The organism is Natrarchaeobius versutus (assembly GCF_041205745.1).
Classification (GTDB): domain Archaea; phylum Halobacteriota; class Halobacteria; order Halobacteriales; family Natrialbaceae; genus Natrarchaeobius; species Natrarchaeobius versutus.
In genome coordinates this window covers 50,225-67,507 of record NZ_JBGFCC010000002.1, presented here as the reverse complement: position 1 = coordinate 67,507, position 17,283 = coordinate 50,225, and the positions used below count along the sequence as shown (strand labels likewise).

General features: G+C 64.1%; 19 protein-coding genes. 7 read left to right on the top strand and 12 right to left on the bottom strand.

Going from position 1 to position 17,283, the window contains the following annotated elements; all coding sequences use genetic code 11:
* Positions 1 to 61: 61 nt before the first annotated feature.
* The 5 genes from AB7C87_RS05680 to AB7C87_RS05660 form a co-directional block, all read right to left on the bottom strand.
* Positions 62 to 1,315 (bottom strand): MFS transporter, encoded by a 1,254-nt coding sequence (locus AB7C87_RS05680; protein WP_369728452.1) that lies wholly within the window; start codon positions 1,313 to 1,315, stop codon positions 62 to 64.
* A 352-nt stretch (positions 1,316 to 1,667) separates the two neighbouring features.
* Positions 1,668 to 2,261: a DUF6149 family protein gene (locus AB7C87_RS05675; RefSeq protein ID WP_369728451.1), complete on the bottom strand. Its 594-nt coding sequence runs from the start codon at positions 2,259 to 2,261 to the stop codon at positions 1,668 to 1,670.
* A 172-nt stretch (positions 2,262 to 2,433) separates the two neighbouring features.
* Entirely contained in the window at positions 2,434 to 3,024 is a 591-nt protein-coding gene (locus tag AB7C87_RS05670; protein WP_369728450.1) for a DUF7411 family protein, read from the bottom strand.
* On the bottom strand, positions 3,024 to 3,374 hold the full coding sequence (locus AB7C87_RS05665) for a DNA-binding protein (RefSeq protein WP_369728449.1): 351 nt from the start codon (positions 3,372 to 3,374) through the stop codon (positions 3,024 to 3,026). Before AB7C87_RS05665 ends, AB7C87_RS05670 begins: the two co-directional genes overlap by 1 nt.
* A 105-nt stretch (positions 3,375 to 3,479) precedes the next feature.
* The gene (locus AB7C87_RS05660) at positions 3,480 to 3,935 is read right to left on the bottom strand and encodes a 30S ribosomal protein S19e (protein WP_369728448.1); all 456 of its coding nucleotides are present in this window, start codon (positions 3,933 to 3,935) and stop codon (positions 3,480 to 3,482) included.
* A gap of 168 nt (positions 3,936 to 4,103) precedes the next feature.
* Here AB7C87_RS05660 and thiL point away from each other — a divergent pair, with 168 nt between their 5' ends.
* Positions 4,104 to 5,018, top strand: coding sequence for a thiamine-phosphate kinase (thiL, locus tag AB7C87_RS05655; RefSeq protein WP_369728447.1), 915 nt, complete (start codon positions 4,104 to 4,106; stop codon positions 5,016 to 5,018).
* A gap of 79 nt (positions 5,019 to 5,097) precedes the next feature.
* On the opposite strand, the gene AB7C87_RS05650 is transcribed toward thiL, so the two are convergent.
* The 3 genes from AB7C87_RS05650 to AB7C87_RS05640 all read right to left on the bottom strand — a co-directional run bounded on the left by AB7C87_RS05650 (position 5,098) and on the right by AB7C87_RS05640 (position 7,769).
* Complete coding sequence (locus AB7C87_RS05650; protein WP_369728446.1) at positions 5,098 to 6,252, bottom strand: site-2 protease family protein; 1,155 nt, start codon at positions 6,250 to 6,252, stop codon at positions 5,098 to 5,100.
* Positions 6,253 to 6,426: 174 nt separating this feature from the next.
* Complete coding sequence (locus tag AB7C87_RS05645) at positions 6,427 to 6,672, bottom strand: DUF7123 family protein (protein WP_369728445.1); 246 nt, start codon at positions 6,670 to 6,672, stop codon at positions 6,427 to 6,429.
* Positions 6,673 to 6,920: 248 nt separating this feature from the next.
* Complete coding sequence (locus AB7C87_RS05640; protein WP_369728444.1) at positions 6,921 to 7,769, bottom strand: molybdopterin synthase; 849 nt, start codon at positions 7,767 to 7,769, stop codon at positions 6,921 to 6,923.
* Positions 7,770 to 8,023: 254 nt separating this feature from the next.
* Between AB7C87_RS05640 and AB7C87_RS05635 the strand changes: the two genes are divergently transcribed.
* The 5 genes from AB7C87_RS05635 (at position 8,024) to AB7C87_RS05615 (ending at position 14,788) form a co-directional block, all read left to right on the top strand.
* On the top strand, positions 8,024 to 9,040 hold the full coding sequence (locus tag AB7C87_RS05635; protein ID WP_369728443.1) for a GDSL-type esterase/lipase family protein: 1,017 nt from the start codon (positions 8,024 to 8,026) through the stop codon (positions 9,038 to 9,040).
* Between the two features lie 171 nt (positions 9,041 to 9,211).
* Positions 9,212 to 9,937, top strand: a complete 726-nt coding sequence (gene pyrH, locus AB7C87_RS05630) for a UMP kinase (RefSeq protein ID WP_369728442.1) — start codon at positions 9,212 to 9,214, stop codon at positions 9,935 to 9,937.
* Positions 9,934 to 11,673: a lysine--tRNA ligase gene (gene lysS, locus AB7C87_RS05625; RefSeq protein ID WP_369728441.1), complete on the top strand. Its 1,740-nt coding sequence runs from the start codon at positions 9,934 to 9,936 to the stop codon at positions 11,671 to 11,673. The genes pyrH and lysS overlap by 4 nt, the downstream gene beginning before the upstream one ends.
* 109 nt (positions 11,674 to 11,782) lie before the next feature.
* Positions 11,783 to 13,618, top strand: a complete 1,836-nt coding sequence (locus AB7C87_RS05620) for a site-2 protease family protein (protein ID WP_369728440.1) — start codon at positions 11,783 to 11,785, stop codon at positions 13,616 to 13,618.
* 276 nt (positions 13,619 to 13,894) lie between these two features.
* Positions 13,895 to 14,788, top strand: coding sequence for an alpha/beta fold hydrolase (locus AB7C87_RS05615; protein WP_369728439.1), 894 nt, complete (start codon positions 13,895 to 13,897; stop codon positions 14,786 to 14,788).
* A 37-nt stretch (positions 14,789 to 14,825) separates the two neighbouring features.
* Here the strand turns inward: AB7C87_RS05615 and AB7C87_RS05610 are convergent, their stop codons facing one another.
* The 3 genes from AB7C87_RS05610 to AB7C87_RS05600 form a co-directional block, all read right to left on the bottom strand.
* Positions 14,826 to 15,344 (bottom strand): PadR family transcriptional regulator, encoded by a 519-nt coding sequence (locus tag AB7C87_RS05610; protein ID WP_369728438.1) that lies wholly within the window; start codon positions 15,342 to 15,344, stop codon positions 14,826 to 14,828.
* 40 nt (positions 15,345 to 15,384) lie between these two features.
* Positions 15,385 to 15,714 (bottom strand): hypothetical protein, encoded by a 330-nt coding sequence (locus AB7C87_RS05605; protein WP_369728437.1) that lies wholly within the window; start codon positions 15,712 to 15,714, stop codon positions 15,385 to 15,387.
* 94 nt (positions 15,715 to 15,808) lie between these two features.
* On the bottom strand, positions 15,809 to 15,976 hold the full coding sequence (locus tag AB7C87_RS05600) for a hypothetical protein (protein WP_369728436.1): 168 nt from the start codon (positions 15,974 to 15,976) through the stop codon (positions 15,809 to 15,811).
* 170 nt (positions 15,977 to 16,146) lie between these two features.
* On the opposite strand from AB7C87_RS05600, the gene AB7C87_RS05595 reads away from it, so the two are divergent.
* The gene (locus AB7C87_RS05595) at positions 16,147 to 16,392 is read left to right on the top strand and encodes a hypothetical protein (protein WP_369728435.1); all 246 of its coding nucleotides are present in this window, start codon (positions 16,147 to 16,149) and stop codon (positions 16,390 to 16,392) included.
* A 580-nt stretch (positions 16,393 to 16,972) separates the two neighbouring features.
* Here the strand turns inward: AB7C87_RS05595 and AB7C87_RS05590 are convergent.
* On the bottom strand, positions 16,973 to 17,152 hold the full coding sequence (locus AB7C87_RS05590) for a hypothetical protein (RefSeq protein ID WP_369728434.1): 180 nt from the start codon (positions 17,150 to 17,152) through the stop codon (positions 16,973 to 16,975).
* Positions 17,153 to 17,283 lie beyond the last annotated feature (131 nt).

Sequence of the window (17,283 nt, the reverse complement as noted above, 5' to 3'; positions counted from 1 at the left end):
CGATGTACACACTGATCGCCGCCCCATCTGGCGATCAGGTGTGCAAGACCTGCAGTGGCTACTATATTTCTCGAGTCCGCTTCGAGTCGAGAACGCGAGCGAGCCCAGCGGCGAGTGCCGCGGAGAGCACCGCACCGGCGGCGGCGAAACCGGCGATCAGGACGAAAAACGTGGCGAGAGAGTAGCCCTCGAGGACGAAGCCGGCGATGGCGATGCTCGCCGCGCCGAGACCGAATTCGCCAAGATAGGTGTACCCGTAGGAGAGTCCGCGCGTGTCTGGCGGCGTGTAGACCGCGACGGCGTTCTGGTAGAACGGCTGGATCGCAAAGAGGAAAAAGCCGAAGACACCACAGAGGACGACGATCGCACCGAGGCCCAGGGACGTCACGGGAACGAACGCAACGGCGAGGACGGCGAGGACGACGAACAGCCCGGCAAGTCCCCCGGCGGGCGAGATTCGATCGGTCAGCTTTCCGCCCGCGTACTGTCCTGCCATCCCGACGACGAGTAAGCCGACGTAGATGTAATCGGCCGGCTCGATCCCGTCGAGGCTGTCGGGGACGGAGAGTGTGTCCATCGCCGGCAGGCCGTGGAGAATTTCGGGCAGGTAGGTAAGCATTCCTCGGTAGTACAGCCCTTCGAACGTGACGATCACGAAGACGATCGCGAACGCGCTCGCGAACAACGCCCGGGAGTTCGTCAGCAGTTCCGAAACCGACAGCGCCTCGGCCGGGCCGGCCGCTACCTCGTCCTCGACCGCGGCGGTCGGGTCGAACGTGGCCGTCAACCCATACAACACCGCGAGCAGGCCAGGTACGGCAAGGATGGCCGCGACGAGTTGCCACTCGAGGAAGATCAGTAGCGTCGCCGCGACGAACGGGCCGAGGGCGATGCCGACGTTGCCGGCGATGCCGTGCCAGGCGAAGACCGTCCCGCGGTCTTCGACGCCCGTGCTGATGAGCGAGAGTCCGGCCGGATGGTAGACGCTCGCGGCGATCCCCCACAGGAGCAAGCCGGCGGCGATCGCGTAGATCGATCCCGCGATCGACAGAACGAAAAACGAGAGGCTCATCCCGGCGAGACAGTAGAGGATCAGTCGCTTCGTTCCGTACCGATCCGCGAGGATCCCTCCAGGTAGCGCGCCGAGACCGAACGGGGCGTACCCGAGTGCAACGACGAGTCCGAGCAGAGCGACGCTCACGTCGAACTCGGCCAACCAGACGACCAGAAAGATCGGAATCGAGGTCTCGAACCAGTGAACGAGGGCGTGACCCGCCATCGTAAACCCGGCGATCGACCGGTCGTTTTCGTCCATTCGTTATCTGAACGCGGCAGTCGGCACACTTAGCCGCTTGGAAGTCCGCCGACAGGGTGACAGCAGTGACACGAACTGGGCCGTTTCGAACGGCGGCCAACACCGATTCGCGGTCGGCGCTTCCACGACACCACTCGCGCCTGATACGGTTCGCGTCCGCTATTTCCGGTGCGACCGCAACGGGTCGCAATCGCGTCGCTAAATCGGTACAGCAACCGTGCCGACAATTTGTCACAACAACTGTGCAGACAACTCGGTACAACAATCACACCGGCAGCCCGTTACCAACCCGTCGGAGACGGCACCACGATCACCGACAACCCAGGGCATCGCACAACTCGCCCGCGGGGCGTTACTCGTCGGTCGGTTCGTCGTCGACGCCGACCGCCTGCGAGACGTCGACGTCGTCGGGTTCTTCCTGGCCGCCGACGACCAATTCGCCGTCCTCGGACTCGACGTAGACGTCGTCTGCGAACCCGCCCTCGGCGTGGGGATGGTCTGGATCCTCGAGTCGCTCGGGCGTCGACGGGGCGGCCGGTAATCCATCCGGCGGCGCGAACTGACCGAGCGGATCGTCGATCGTAATCTCCCAGCGCTCGAAAAAGTCGCGATAGCGGTCGTAGTGGGCCTCGAGTTCGTCGGCGGGAAACTCCATCATCTCGGTCCAGCCGTGGTTGTAGAAGTCGAAGTTTGCCTGAATGTGGGTAATCTCGCGTGCCTTTGCCTCGGAGTAGCCGTCCTGGAGCGCCCGGAGGTAGGTGTCGACCGTCGCCTCGAAGAGGCCGTCGAGGTGGGCCTCCCGCTCGTCGGCGTGAGCCGGATCGGCCTTGCCGAGGAACACTCGCGTGTGCAGACGAACGAGACCGGCGGTGGCGACCGAGCGGACGACCGGCGTCTCGAGGGCCTTTCGCGAGGCGAAGTGACGCGCGTTCTGGCGGAGTTTCATACCGCGTCGTAGTGACGCGAGCCTAAAGAGCGATTCGGGCAACGACGTCGGGTAGTCGTCCACGTCGCTGGCGTGTGATACACGGCAAACCGTACGAGGTCCGAGACGCCGGCCGCAAACCGCCAGCGCGTCCCGGTCACGTCCCCATCAGCGCGTCCCGGTCACGTCCCCATCAGCGCGTCCCGGTCACGTACGTCTGTTCGTGGTCGGGAAAGAGATCGGAAACCGCCTCGAGACCGTCCGCTGTCGCGATGATTTCTCTGAGTTCGGCCTCGTAGTCGGATCGTTCGATCTCCTCGCTCGGACCGACGGTCACCTCGAGGTGGGCCTCGACGAGTCGGTCGACGGCCGTCCGGCCGAACCCCGACAACGGCGCGACGTAATCGACGTCGTATCGATCCTCGAGGCTCTGTGCTTGTGCCCGCGAAACCGTCGGCACCCGATCGTCCCGCCTGGTTCCGTCGGCGATCGCGTCGAACCCGTCGTCTGCGGCTCGCTCGAGGGCGTGCTGGTGGACCAGCTGAATCCCGTTGCGTGGAAATCCGTCCGCTCGAATCCGCTCGACGGCTTCGTCTGCGACGTCCGGATCGAGCTCGAGGCGCTCGAACGGAAATCCGAGCGTCTCTGCGCTCGAGCGGGCGTGTTTCCAGTCTTCGCTGATGCCAAACTGTGCGGTGACGAGCGTGACGTCGTAGAAGTCCTCGAGGAGGAGTGCGGCGAGCGTCGAATCCTTGCCGCCGCTGTAAAGGAGTCCGAGCTCCATCAGCGTCGCTTGATGTCGAAGCTCTTCGAGTCGGGTTTTAACTCCTTCAACAGCTGTTTCATCTTGGCGTCGTCGATCTTCCCCTGGATGCGTCCGCTTCTGGCGAGTGCGAGCACCTGTTGTTCGACCTGTTCACCGAACTGCGGTTTGCTCATCTTGACGGTGTTGAGCCGCTTGCGCGCGTCGTCGGTCAAGTGTTGGCGCAACAGCGCCTGTTTTTGCGCTTCGGCCTGTTGCTGGGCGGCCTCCTGACCCGCATTTGCCTCGCCGGAGTCGGCCTGCTCCTGTAGCTGCTCCATCTTTTTCTCTCGGAGCTCCTCGAGTCGCTCCTCGTCGGGTTCTCCGCTCATACGTACTCGGTAGTTTGGCCCCGGGGAAAATGATTACGGACCGCACTCGCCACTGGCGGCGCTGGCCGGGAACTGTGTGTCGAAAATCGAAGCCGTGGCGTCCAGTTACGCGTAGCGCTCGAGTTCCGGGCGGTCGAGTTCTTCGAGGACGGTGCCAGCGGTGTCGTCGAGGAGACTGCGTCCCGCGGGCGTGATTCGTCGACCTTCGCCGTCGGCGGTCTCGACGAGATCCTCTTCCTCGAGTTGCTGGAGGATGGTTCGGATCAGGTTACGCGAGCCGTCCGAGCGCTTGTCGGGGGCGACCTGGTAGCGGTTGGAGCCGTCTTTGGCGCCACCGTACTCGGTGGCGAGTCGTTCGACACCGACGGGTCCGCGGTCGGCGACCTTGCGCAGGAGACTCGCGGCGCGGACCGCCCAGAAGTCCTCCTGTTCGGGTGGGAGTTCGCGGTCGACACCGGACTTGGTGAACTGTGCCCACTCCGGTTCCTCGAGCCGTTCCTCGAGATCGTCGGCGAGCGCCTCGATGAGGTCGTCCGCCGGAACGTCGTACATCGTAGCCATTGGCGTTTGGTTCCCTTCCGCGGCATTTAAGGCCATCGTATCGTTCTCGGTTCGACCCGACCGACCCCCTCGGTCGACGAACGGCCGGCGACCGGCGACTCGAGGGCGGCGAACGGATCGTTCGCCACGTCCCGGACCGTTTTTCGCCTTCGAGGAGAAACGGGTGGTATGGACGAACGCGCCGCACTGGCGCTTCTGGATCGGGAACTCGACCCCGTCGGTGACGACGCCGCCGTCGTCGACGATCTCGTGGTCACGACGGATATGCTCCACGAACGGACGGACTTTCCGCCGGGGACGACGCGGTATACGGCTGGCTGGCGAGCTGTCGGCGCATCGCTGTCGGACGTCGCGGCAATGGGAGCCGAGGCGACGGCCGCCGTCGCCGCCTACGCCGCCCCCGAATTCGATCCCGAGGAATTGCTCGCGTTCGTTCGCGGCGCGAGCGACGTCTGCGAGCGCGTCGGCGCCGAGTACGTCGGCGGCGATCTGGACGGACACGAGGAGTTCACCGTCGCGACGACCGCCTTCGGGCGAGCCCGCGATCCACTCTTCCGGAGCGGCGCTCGAGCGGGCGATATCGTCTGCGTGACGGGGACGCTCGGGCGAAGCGCCGCCGCGTTGACCTTGTTCGAACGCGCGGCCGAAGACGAGACGCCGCCGGCGGAAGCCGACCGCGCGCTCGAGCGAGCCAACGAGCTGTTCCGGTTCGTGCCGCGGATCGACGCTGGTCTCGCGCTGGCGTCGCGGGCGACGGCCGCGATGGACTCGAGCGATGGCCTCGCCCGATCGTTGCATCAACTCGGGGAGGCGAGTGGCTGTGGCTTCGCGATCGACAGCGAGGCGATCCCGGTCGACGACGCGCTCGACGAACTGACGACGGGCGAGGGTGGGGCCAGAGAGCGCGCGACGACGTTCGGTGAGGACTTCGAACTCGTCGCGACCGTCCCGGACGACGCGCTCGCTGACGCTCGGGCGGCGACGGACGTTCCCCTGACGCCGATCGGCTCGGTCGTCGATCCCGAAGACGGGATCACGATCGACGGCCGGGACCTCGAGGATCGTGGGTACACGCACGGTTGATAGCGGATTGCGACGAGTCGCGCCCGAATGCGGCCGGACGCGACCGAGTTGGGAACGATCGAAACACGGCTCGACCCCGTTATTCGATGATGGCGATCGGGACCGCCATGAAACAGAGTGCGCCGAGCCCGAACGTGAGGATGCCGAGCAGGAGGCGGCCGGCTCCGAGTCGGTCGTCGTGGATCGGCTGGGCCGGACCGATAGACGCGAATATGGCAGTGAGAACGCCCCAGATCCCCCAGATGAGAACCGAGTTGATGCCGTATCCGCTCACGTAGTAGAGGTAGGCGGCGAGGCCGAAGAGAACGCCGGGAACGAGCGCCGCGATCGTCTCCTGATAGGATCCGGCCATCGCTCGCAGGATGTGACCGCCGTCGAGTTGACCGACCGGGATCAGGTTGAGGTAGGTGACGAACATCCCGACCCAGCCGCCGATGACGACCGGGTTCACCGTCGTCGCCGGATCGTCGCGGTACAGCGGCCGGTCGAAGGTCGTGGCGAGCATCTCGAGTAGCGGCGGATAGCCGAGCTGGATCTGGACCGCGTTGGGATCCTGAACGACCGATTCCGGCGCGGTCACCGGCGGCAAGTGAAGCCCGACGACCGTGATGGCGACCGTCGCGACCAGCCCCGCGAGCGGACCGGCGACGCCGATGTCGAACAGCGCCTTTCTGTCCGGCATCCGCCCGTTCATCTTGATCACGGCCCCCATCGTCCCGATGAGCGTCGGGACCGGGATGAAATAGGGGAGCGACGCGTCGACGTCGTGGTACCGTCCCATCACGTAATGACCCATCTCGTGGACGCCGAGCACGCCGAGGATCGCGACGGTAAACGGCCACGCACGCCACATCTCCATCGGATTGGTGAACGGATCGATGTGATACCACAGCGACCCAGCAAACAGCGTCGAGAGGACCGTCAGAAACAGGAGTATCACGTTCGTCCACGGGAAGCCACCGTCGGACTCGGATTCCGGTTCGGCGACGAGAACGAACTCGCCGTGGCGCGTCGTAAACTGAAGCTCGTAGCCCGCTTCCTGAAAGACGGACCACAGCTCGGGTGTCACCTGTTCGGGCGAAATCAGCGGATCGCCGTAGTACACCAATCGCTCGTCCTCGACGCGCGTCTCGTAGACTGTAAACACCGGTTCGATTCGCTCGAGTGGCGGCCCGTCCTCGGGTGCGTCAACTTGCGGGGACACACGGATCTCGGACGGATCGGCATCGTCCATCACCCGAGGTTGACTCGCCGCTCGTATAAAAAACGACTGCGAACGAAACGGGGGACGTGCCGGATGGCGTCGGGGACGCGCCGGCACGCGGACGACCCCTGGGGGCGGCGGGTCGTCCCTGGCATGGCACAGCGAGATGACCGAACGTGGTTCGTTCGGGAGTTTGCGAAACGGTTAGGCGGGTTCGACTCGCCACGTGGTCGCGCTCGTATACGACCACTTCTCGATCTCGAGTTCGGTCGCGGACTCGGAGAGTTTGACCATCAGGGCGCCGATCTCTTTGGGGGACATGCCGACGTCGTCGGCGATGAACTTGCCCTTGAAGTACAACTCCCCGTCTTCTGCGCGTTCGCGCAGGTAGCGTTTCAGGCGGCGTTCCTTGGTTTCCGTGGAGGGTTGGGCTGTCGTACTCATCGACATCCATCGCTTGTGGCGGGGATATGTTATAAAGGCAGGACGCTTAGCGAAATTTCGATTGCGTTCAACGATTTGGCCGGTAACGAATCCTTTAGTCGGATTTATGAATTGATTTATCGACGCTTCAGATCCGGCGAGAACTTTCAGAGCCGATGCTAATCTATTATCGCCGGCCAAATATTCACCGCCAAAATTCGATCAGTGCTTCGGATAATTCACTATACTCAATCCAGGTTTCCACAAAACAAACGTCAGGAACGTTCGTGAACCCAGAACTCGTCTTCGACCGTCACTTCTTTCTTGAACAGCGGTACCTCGTCTTTCAGCCGGTTGATCCCGTCTTCGACGGTTCGAAACGCCTCCGTGCGGTGTCCCGCGAGGACGACGACGAAGACGATGTCTTCGCCGTCCTCGACGACACCCGTCCGGTGATAGAGTTCCACCGCGAGGACGCCCTCGCGTTCCTCGAGTTCGGCCTCGAGCGACGCCATGCGCTCGTCCGCGACGCCCTCGTACTTCTCGAACTCGAGGTACTGCGTCGGCGCATCGTCCTCGTCGTCTTTCGCACGCACGCGCCCCGTGAAGGTCGCGATCGCGCCTGCCAGATCGGCCGACGGCGACTGCTTGACGCGCGTGACGAGTGACTCGAGCGTTTCGTAGGGTTCGGTCTCCTCGATCGCGTCGACGACGTCGTCGTCGATTTCGCGGGGCGAAGAAACCGTCGCCAGGAGCGCGTCGTCGGAATCGTCGCCGCTGGCGACGCCGGATCCGCCCCCCATCCCGACGGCCAAACGCGGATACCGTAGCTCCTCGACGCCGACGACGATGGCATAGTCACACTCCAACGCCAGTCGATCGAGTGCGTCTTCGACGGACAGTCCGGTCCCGGTTGCGGTCCAGTCGCCGTCGGCACCGAGGTCGTAGGTGACGTCGCCACCGATCGTCGCCGATTCGTGGACGTGCGTTCCGTCGGCGATCGTCGCGTCGTACCTGACGACGCCGACCCGTCCGCGTTGAGCGAGCTGATCGACCGCTCGGTCGACGACCTGCTCGACGGTCCCGCCGTCGGCCCCTCGATCGTGAATGCCGAGTACGTGCATGTGGGAACCAAGCACGGGTCGGGCTTTGTAGCTGTCGCCAGAGCGGATCGAATCTATGACTCTCCCCCGTGTACCCCAAACCGGTTTCACGCGTGACGATCCCGCCGGTCGGTTTGGCGACGTTCTCGAGCGGACGGTGTGGCCGTCGGTTCGACGTCCGGATCGGTACCTCGAGTCGATTCGGACACCGATCGAACGACAGCGGTCCGGTGACTGTCGGAGGCTACTATAGGCGGGGAGCCGATCCGCCTCCTATGCACTTCGACGCGTACCCCGGCGTCTCGTTTCACAACGTGGCCGAACTCGAGCCGGCGACGTGGGCCGATGGCGGCCGGCGGCTCGCCCGGTTGCCCAGTGACGTCTACGCGAAGCTGAACGTCGGCGCCCGAGAGCGCGTTCGACACCCGACGGGCTGTGAGATCCGGTTCGTTCCCGAACGCGACGACGCGGTCGTGGCCGTCACGCTGTCGGCACCGTCTGAAACGGCGGTCTATCCCTTCTGGGGGCCGTTCCAGCCGCCCGACCCGCGCCAGATCGGGCCGGGGCCGACTACTCTCGAGTTCGCGGTCCCCGACCGCGTTCGGGCGCTCGAGCCGGAGGTCGCCGCTCAGTCGGCGTTCGACCCGTTCGTCTGTCGGCTCCGATTCGACGCCTGGACGCCCGTCGCGGTTCACGACGTTACGGGGGCGTGTCGACCGCCGACCGCGGACCAGCTCCCCGACAACCGCTATCTGGCCTACGGGACGTCCATCACGGAGGGTGCCGACTGTTCGGCGCCACACCTCTCGTACGTCGCTCGGGCCGCCCGACTCCTCGGCGTCGACCCGCTCACCCTCGGGACGTCGGGATCCGCGTTCTGTGAACCAGCGATGGCGGACTACATCGCGTCGCGGACGGACTGGGACGTTGCGACGCTTGCGGTGTCGGTGAACATGGCGAACCGCGGGTTCACCGTCGCGCAGTTTCGCGAGCGCGTCGAGTCCCTCGTGAGCCGGATCGCGACGGCTCACCCGACCAGACCGATCGTCTGCGTGACGCTCTTTCCGTACCACGCGGACGTCGTTCGCGGCGACGAGCCCGACCGTGCGTCTGCGTTTCGGGGGGCGGTACGGGACGTCGTCGCGGATGCCCCGCGAACCGTTCGCCTCGTCTCCGGCCCCGACCTGCTCGAGCCGACGGGGTTGAGCACCGACCTCCTCCACCCGGGTGATCACGGGATGGCCCGGATCGGGCGCGGTCTCGCCGCCGAACTGGCGGGAGTTCTCGAGTGAGGCCACCGGAGCCGAATCCGTCGCCCAACCGCCACACCGTCGCGGAAAACGGACGTAGTGGGACGTCGCGTCAGTTTCGTGTTCGGACACTCGCGTGCACCGTGTGTGCCAGCCACGCTCGCCCGCCAGTTGGCAACCCTTAAGATTGCAACCCGGTTACACCGGATTAGCATGAAAGTGGTCGTCTCTATCGGCGGGAGCGTACTCGTGCCCGAACCTGGCTCACATCGGGTAGCCGAACACGCGGCCGTCGTCGAAAACCTCGTCGCGGACGGCTGTCGCGTCGGCGCCGTCGTCGGGGGCGGCGGCGTCGCCCGCGAGTACATCGGTGCGGCTCGCGACCTGGGAGCAAACGAGATCGAACTCGATCAGCTCGGGATCGACGTCACCCGACTCAACGCTCGCCTCCTCATCGCGGCGCTCGGCGAGGACTCCGTCACCGCGCCGGCGCTCGATTACGAGGAAGCCGGCGACGCGCTCCGTGGCGGAAACGTCTCCGTGATGGGCGGCGTCGCGCCCGCACAGACGACCGACGCCGTCGGCGCCGCGCTCGCGGAGTACGTCGACGCGGACCTGCTCGTCTACGCGACCAGCGTCCCCGGCGTCTACAGCGACGATCCGAACGAGACCGACGAGGCGACCAAGTACGCCGAACTCAGCGCCGCCGACCTCGTCGACGTTATCGCCGGCCTCGAGATGAACGCCGGCGCGTCCGCGCCCGTCGACTTGCTGGCCGCAAAGATCATCCAGCGCTCGGGCATGCGGACGATCGTTCTCGACGGAACGGATCCCGACCGCATCTCGCGGGCGGTCCGGTACGGCGACCACGACGGGACCGACGTGATCCCCGACGGCGTCGGCGAGGAGCCGACGTACTGGGCGGAACAGGAACAATGAGCGACGAGCAATCCGTCGACGGAGGGCCGGACGGCGACGCGAACCCGTACACGCTCCAGTCCGCAGACGACGCACACCACGCCTTCTGGGCCGACGCCGTCGCGGACCGCGTCGAAGCCCGCATCGAGGATCAACTCGAGCGCGGCGTTCGCGATCCCGACGAGCCGATCGTCGTCAAAGGCGGAATCTCGCCGTCGGGGGTTCCACACCTCGGCAACGTCAACGAGATCATGCGGGGCTACTACGTGGCGCGTGTTCTGCGCGAGCGCGGCCACGAGGTCCGCCAGGTGTTCACCGCCGACGACCGCGATCCGCTACGGAAGCTTCCGCGGACGCTCTGTGATCTCGAGGGGAATCTCGTCGACCTCGGCGACGTCGACGCGGGCGCGCTGGGTCGCAACCTCGGTGCGCCGTACACCGACATCCCAGACCCGTTCGGCTGCTGTGACTCCTACGGCGACCACTTTTCGACTATCATCCAGGACAGCGCCGACGCCGTGGGCGTCCCGATCGAACTCGTCTCGAACACCGACCTGTACGAACGCGGCGAGTTCGAGGCGGTGACGCGATACGTCCTCGAGCACCGGGACCGCGCGCGAGAGGTCCTCTCGAACTACCAGGACAAAGTCGACGCCGACGGCGACTACGTCCCGTTCAACCCGATCTGTGCGGAGTGTGGAAAGATCACGGAGACGATCACGAGCGTCGACCTAGACGCCGGCGAGGCCGGAACGGTCGAGTATCGCTGTACCGATATGGACGCCGGCGAGCGCACGATCGACGGCTGTGGTCACGAGGATATGGCGACGCTTCGGGAAGGAAAACTCCCCTGGCGCTTCGAGTGGCCGGCCCAGTGGCAGGTACTCGGCGTCGACTTCGAGCCCTTCGGCAAGGACCACGCCGAGGGCTCGTGGCCGAGCGGCCAGGACGTCGCCCGAAACGTCCTCGAGATCGAACCGCCCGTCCCGATGGTCTACGAGTGGTTCACCCTGGATGGCGAGCCGTTTTCTTCCTCCGAAGGGAACGTGATCCTCGTCTCGGACGTCCTCGAGTTGATCGAACCCGACGTCCTGCGGTACTTCTTCGCGAAAGATCCCTCGAGGGCCCGCGATTTCAGCGTCGAACGCCTCGACCAACTGGTCGACGAGTTCGACCGCTTCGAGGCGATCTACTTCGGCGAACTCGAGGGCACCGAGGACGAACGCGAGTTCGCCGAGCGGGTGTATCCGCTCGTCCTCGAGGCCGAAGCCGAACCGCGCGAGGAGCGAATCCGTCTGCCGTATACGTTCGCCGCCGTGTTGGGGATGTTCGACGATCCCGACCTGCGCGAGGAAGTCGCCCGCAAGGAGGGCCACATTTCCGAAGACGCGCCGGAGTGGGCGGTCGACGCCGCGCTTTCCCGGGTCGAACGCGCACGAAACTGGGCCCGGCGGACCGAAAACGAGTTCGACTACGAACTCAAGCGAAGCGAGATCCCCGACCACGAGTTCGACGCGGCCACGGAGGCGGCGCTCTCGGAACTGGCCGAGTTCGTCGCGGCGGGCGACGACGTCGATCCCGAAAAACTGCAAGGTGAGATCTACGAGACGGCCAAACGCAACGACGTCGACGTCGGCGACTTCTTCGCCGCGGGCTACCGGCTGTTTTTCGACGAGGAACAAGGACCGAAGCTGGGGCCGTTCCTCGCGAAAGTCGACCGGGAGTTCGTCGTCGACCGGCTTCGACGCGACCGGTAAGACGGACCGGCGAGACGGATCGGCGGTCCGCCATCCAACCGGACGGTCCGCCGTCCCACCGGAACACCAGACAAAAACCATTTGAGAACCCCTCCCCGAGTACCGATAGATGGTCATCGGTTCCCTCGCGTTCGTATCGGTCCCCGAGCTCTTCGGATCGGAGACGCTCACGTGGGCCCTCATCGGCCTGTTTATCTACTGGTTTCTGATCCTCACGATCCGAAACGCGGGCCTCATGCCGGAGTTCGTCGGTACGCAGGGCCCGATACTGACGTTTCACACCAAACGCGGCCGCGATTTCCTCGACTGGCTAGCGACGCCGAAGCGATTCTGGCGGGCCTGGTCGAACCTCGGAATCGGTATCGCGCTGGTCGTCATGGTCGCGATGTTCGGCTTCCTCTTGCTCGCGGCGATCGCCGCCCTCGGCTCCCCTCAGCCGTCGAGGGCCGTGCAACAACCTCGCAACGTCCTCGTTATCCCCGGCGTCAACGACTTCCTTCCGCTGTCGGCGACGCCCGGAATCGTCTTCGGCCTGCTCGTCGGTCTCGTCGTCCACGAGGGTGGCCACGGCCTGCTCTGTCGCGTCGAAGACATCGATATCGAGTCGATGGGCGTCGTGATGCTCGCGATCATCCCGATCGGCGCGTTCGTCGAACCCGACCAGGAAAGCAACAAGGACGCCTCTCGAGGCGGCCAGACGCGGATGTTCGCGGCGGGCGTCACGAACAACTTCGCGATCACGATCGTCGCGTTCGCCCTGCTGTTCGGCCCGATTGCCGGTGCGATGGCCGTCGCCCCCGGTGCGGCAGTCGGCGGCGTCGAACCGGGATCGACCGGCGCCGATGCCGGGATCGAACCGGGCGATCGGATCACCGCCGTCGATGGCGTCCCCGTAGAGGACAACGACGAACTCGGCGACCGCCTCGAGACTGCCGGTGAGGGGGTGATCACTGTCGAAATCGACGGCGAACGAACGGTCGAAGTCGAGCGGTCGTTGATCGTCTCCGCGGCCGTCCAGACCGACGCGGTCGACCTCGACACCGGCGAGACGATCGTCGCCGTCGACGGAACGCAAGTGGCGACCGAGGGCGAGTTCCTCGAGGCCGTCGGCGACGACCAGACTGCGACGCTCACCGTCGTCTCCGACGGCGAGACCGAAGAGCGGGAGGTACCGATCGGTGCGCTCGTCCAGACCACCGAAGACGGGCCGCTGTCCCAGAGCGGTGCACCCGGCGGCGAGCAGTTCGTTATCACGCACCTCGACGGCGAACGAACGCCGTCGGATGAGTCGCTCAACGACCTGCTGTCGACGACCGATCCCGGCGACGAGGTCACCGTCACGGCCTACATCGACGGCGAACCCGCCGAGTACGACGTCACGCTCGGCGACCGCAGTCAGATCACCGGCGGTGGCACGGTCGGATTCCACAGCGCACCCGGTGTCTCGGGCGCATCGGTGTCGCCGCTCGGCCTCGAGTTGTACCCCGCGGAGTCGTACCTCTCGGTTCTCGGCGGCGACGGCGAGGACGACTTCGGTGCGATTACGGACTCGTTTCTCGGAAAGATCGGCATCGCGGTGATGCTTCCGATCATCGGCGTCGTCGGAGCGTTACCGTTTAACTTCGCCGGCTTCACCGGCGGGATCGAGAACTTCTACGAGGTCCAGGGGCCGCTTTCGGCACTCGGCGACGGGACGGTCTTCGTGATCGCGAACCTGCTGTTCTGGACCGGCTGGATCAACGTCCAACTCGGCTTTTTCAACTGCATTCCGGCGTTCCCGCTCGACGGGGGACACATCCTTCGGACCAGCACCGAGGCGGTCGTCTCGCGACTCCCGTTCGAGGCGACTCGCGGAATGGTCCGGATCGTCACGACGACCGTCGGCGTGACGATGCTCGTGAGCTTTCTGACGATGCTGTTCGCACCGGGACTGCTCGCGGGTTGAGTCGTCGGCAATCGTCGTCGTTTTCCGTCAAGTGTGCCCGCGCGCGCAAACTGGCGGCCAGCACCGGTCGTACTGATCGCTCGAGTACGAGCGGCGAGTAATGGTTTCAACGATTTCGATAACGCCCACCGGTCCCAGACGCTCGTCCGGATCGCCTGTCTGGAGACGCTCTTGGTTCGGATCGATAACGGTGTACGTCTTCCGAGCGGATAATTGTACACCTGGTCCGAGCCGGTGACAACAGGTATCTTCCCAGCGATGGTATCGACACCACTCGTGTCATCCGATGGAATCTACCGTTCTCGAGCGGGCGAGCGCCGTATCAAAGCGCTCTACGAGGAACTCCTCGCGGACCTCGAAACATCGTTCGAGCGCCGGTTCGTCGAGACGCGCTTCGGGGAGACGCACGTCCTCATCACCGGCCCAGAGACGGCGCCGCCGCTTGTCGTCTTCCACGGTGGCAACGTGGTGAACCCGATCAGCCTGGCGTGGTTTCTCCCGCTTGCCGGCGAGTTCAGACTGTACGCACCCGATACGATCGGCCATCCCGGATACAGCGCGCAGACACGTCTCTCGCCGCGCGATGAGAGTTACGGACGGTGGGTCCGCGACGTGCTCGATGGATTCGGCCTCGAGTGCGTTCCGATGATCGGGGCCTCCTACGGCGGCGGTATCCTCCTGCGGACGGCCGCCCACTCGCCGGCGTGCATCGAACGCGCGGGAGTGGTCGTGCCGGCGGGGCTCGCCACCGGATCCATTCCGCGGTTGTTGTTCGAGATCGTCCTCCCGATGTTCGCCTACCGGCTCTGGCCGAGTCGCTCGCGCCTCGAGCGGGCGGTCCAGCCGATGTTCACCGAACCCGCGTCGGCGCTCGATGATCGGGTGCTCGAGGTGATCGGAGCCGTCTTCGAGGAGGTAACATTGGAGCGATCGTTCCCGAAGCCCGCGACGGCGGCCGAACTGTCGGGATTCGACGCGCCGACGCTCCTTGCCGTTGCCGAGGATGACGTGTTCTTTCCGCCCGAGGCCGTCGTTCCCCGCGCTCACGAGGTACTCACGACCCTCGAGGTCGTCGTTCGGTTACGCGGGCAGGCACACGTTCCGGGGCCGACAGCTCGAAAACGACTTTGCGGACACCTGCGCGACTTTTTCGTCGGCGAACTGCCGTGACCGTCGCGCTGGACGCCGGCAAGAGCCGCGACTACTCTCATTCGTCGACGCCGTGTCGATCGTAGAACTCCGCGGGCGTCTCCTCGAGTCGGTCGAACTCGGTGTCGAAGTAACGCTCGTGGTGCCGGGCAACCTGTTCGACGATCCAGGCGCTGAACGTCTCGTCGAAGCACCACTCCCCCTCCCGGTCGGGAATCTCGAACCGGTCGTCGGTCGCGAACGTCGCGTAAACGTGAAAAAAGCCGAGAATCACGTCGGCAAACTCCTGGGCTTTCTCCGCGCCCCGGTCCCGGCGGTCGGCGAGTTCCCCGCGCCCGTCGTCGGTCAGTTCGAAGTACTTCCGGTCGGGTTCGTCCTCGCGTTCGATCCGCTCTGCCCACCCCTTCTCCTCGAACTTGTAGAGGATGGGGTAGACCGATCCATACGAGGGCTCCCAGTGGCCGCCGCTTATCTCTTTGATCTCCTTTAAAATCTCGTAGCCGTATCGCGGCTTCTCCTCGAGCAACTCGAGGACGAGATAGGCAATCAGCCCCTTCGGCGGCCCACTTTTCCGCATACGTGGCGTGATTTAAACGGACGTACGTAAAGGGTTTCGGTCACCTCGATCGATTGGAGAGACGGCCGGTCACGCGTGTGTCGACGACGATGGGTTGGGAAGCGTTCAGAACACGCACGAACTGGCACCGAGCCAGATGCGAGGTGAGGCGGCTGCGGAGAACATGGATGCGCTGGATTTCGAGGGTACGTGGGAGACCGTCAGCGGCGACTATCCTCGACTCGTGATATTCGACGACGCCAGCCACGATCGAAACGCGACGAGACTCGAGAATACGAACGACGACGGCATCCCTGGCGCCGTTGGCGAGATAGTCCTCGGGATACCCGTCAGCTCCAACGACGACGTCTCGGACCTCGAGCCCCGTCAAATATCCAGTAAACAAAGAGGGTGTCATACAACAGTTCGCACCCTCTCTCTGCACTGTCCGACAAACGGACAGTACAGGGAAATAATACACCGATTCACTCAAAATCTGGATTTCTAACTAAGTCAACAACTACGTAGATTGGAATAGCAAATACGAGAACGTAGAGTGGAAGCCATGCAAACCAGAATGCTCCCTCGGAGGTCAAAACCCATGCTACCAGTGTATACGCTATTATAGCGAGGAACAATTCTTCTCGATTCACATGTTAGATAATTGTGTTTTTCTCTTAAAACTTGTGCGTTCAATTCGCACGTGTAGTGACCGTGCTATTCGTCTGAGAGCGGTAGAAATCAATTCCCTGAGAAGCCTTCTATGACACCCTCGTAAATAAAATCAAAAGACACTCATTCAGGAGATGTAACTAAACAGGCAATGATCTCCCGTCGCGCGTACCTCACCGCACTAGGGACGGGGTCGGCGATAGCAGTCGCCGGGTGTCTCGCCGATTTCTCGTCCACGACGCCGGTCGACGTCGGCATCATCAACAACCGAGACGAAACTGAGACGGTAGGGTTGGAGGTGAAAGATGACGGCGATTCGCTACTACTCGAGCACAGTATCGAAGTGAACCCTGTTTCCCGTGGACGCGAGGATGAATCGTGGCGGCCGGAACTATAGTAGCCACTGCAAGTCATTGCACACCTGATCGCCAGACGGTTCGGCGATCAGTGTGTACATCGTTGCAGTTGTTACTATAATTATCTCGGAAACGTTCTCCGTCGACGAGGAGTACCGATTCTCCGTCGACGTTATCGACAGCGAGTTCGGTGCCGAGTCCAATTCGAAGACGGTCACCGCGGACTGCACCGCAGGGGAGACGGACGAAGACGTTGGCGGGAGTTGGTGGGTCCGTCTGCACTCGGGGGGCGGCGTAACGATATACGACAACGACATCTGCTGACCGACACGTACGTCCGCAGTATGCTATTCATCGACACCGTCACATCGAGTTCGACCAGCCGGGAACTCGAGGTCGGTAGTCGACAGCCACCACCGAAGGAAGGCCGTCACCGCCCGTTATCGATCACTCCACCTCGAGCGCCCCGGGTCGATCACCGCACCTCGTGTGCCCTGGACCCGATCACAACCGTCTGTCTTCCTACTCGAGTCAACCGGAACGGTGGACTCGAGCGACGAGACGAGCGCGTCGGTGTCCACGCTTTCGTACAGCGGCGTGACCGCCGTCCCGCGACAGCCCTCACGGGCCGCGACACGAGCGGGTGCCGTAACGAGTGTGGGGTGTCTCGTCATCGGGGACGAATTCGATGATCGTCGTCTCGAACGCCGACTCGCAGTCGGGACAGGAGACTCTGCCGTCGGTCGTCTCGGTGTGTACGTCGGTACCACAGTCGCAATGGATCGTGACGTTTGCGGTCATATATAACTCCGTCGTGGCCCGACGCAGCGGAGAACAACCCAGCCGGGGTACCAGAACTAGCTGATACTGGTTCGGCGACACGTCGGCAGGCCTTTATTTCACCGACGTCAATGGTGGATTGCTCCCGCTAC

What these genes read in the sequence shown, in the direction of transcription:
- AB7C87_RS05670 (WP_369728450.1), bottom strand. Translation starts at nt 3,024, where the DNA reads ATGGAGCTCGGACTCCTTTACAGCGGCGGCAAGGATTCGACGCTCGCC.
- AB7C87_RS05660 (WP_369728448.1), bottom strand. Translation starts at nt 3,935, where the DNA reads ATGGCTACGATGTACGACGTTCCGGCGGACGACCTCATCGAGGCGCTC.
- AB7C87_RS05595 (WP_369728435.1), top strand. Translation starts at nt 16,147, where the DNA reads ATGATCTCCCGTCGCGCGTACCTCACCGCACTAGGGACGGGGTCGGCG.
- pyrH (WP_369728442.1), top strand. Translation starts at nt 9,212, where the DNA reads ATGAAAGTGGTCGTCTCTATCGGCGGGAGCGTACTCGTGCCCGAACCT.
- AB7C87_RS05665 (WP_369728449.1), bottom strand. Translation starts at nt 3,374, where the DNA reads ATGAGCGGAGAACCCGACGAGGAGCGACTCGAGGAGCTCCGAGAGAAA.
- AB7C87_RS05650 (WP_369728446.1), bottom strand. Translation starts at nt 6,252, where the DNA reads ATGGACGATGCCGATCCGTCCGAGATCCGTGTGTCCCCGCAAGTTGAC.
- AB7C87_RS05620 (WP_369728440.1), top strand. Translation starts at nt 11,783, where the DNA reads ATGGTCATCGGTTCCCTCGCGTTCGTATCGGTCCCCGAGCTCTTCGGA.
- AB7C87_RS05645 (WP_369728445.1), bottom strand. Translation starts at nt 6,672, where the DNA reads ATGTCGATGAGTACGACAGCCCAACCCTCCACGGAAACCAAGGAACGC.
- AB7C87_RS05610 (WP_369728438.1), bottom strand. Translation starts at nt 15,344, where the DNA reads ATGCGGAAAAGTGGGCCGCCGAAGGGGCTGATTGCCTATCTCGTCCTC.
- AB7C87_RS05675 (WP_369728451.1), bottom strand. Translation starts at nt 2,261, where the DNA reads ATGAAACTCCGCCAGAACGCGCGTCACTTCGCCTCGCGAAAGGCCCTC.
- AB7C87_RS05590 (WP_369728434.1), bottom strand. Translation starts at nt 17,152, where the DNA reads ATGACCGCAAACGTCACGATCCATTGCGACTGTGGTACCGACGTACAC.
- thiL (WP_369728447.1), top strand. Translation starts at nt 4,104, where the DNA reads ATGGACGAACGCGCCGCACTGGCGCTTCTGGATCGGGAACTCGACCCC.
- AB7C87_RS05640 (WP_369728444.1), bottom strand. Translation starts at nt 7,769, where the DNA reads ATGCACGTACTCGGCATTCACGATCGAGGGGCCGACGGCGGGACCGTC.
- lysS (WP_369728441.1), top strand. Translation starts at nt 9,934, where the DNA reads ATGAGCGACGAGCAATCCGTCGACGGAGGGCCGGACGGCGACGCGAAC.
- AB7C87_RS05635 (WP_369728443.1), top strand. Translation starts at nt 8,024, where the DNA reads ATGCACTTCGACGCGTACCCCGGCGTCTCGTTTCACAACGTGGCCGAA.
- AB7C87_RS05680 (WP_369728452.1), bottom strand. Translation starts at nt 1,315, where the DNA reads ATGGACGAAAACGACCGGTCGATCGCCGGGTTTACGATGGCGGGTCAC.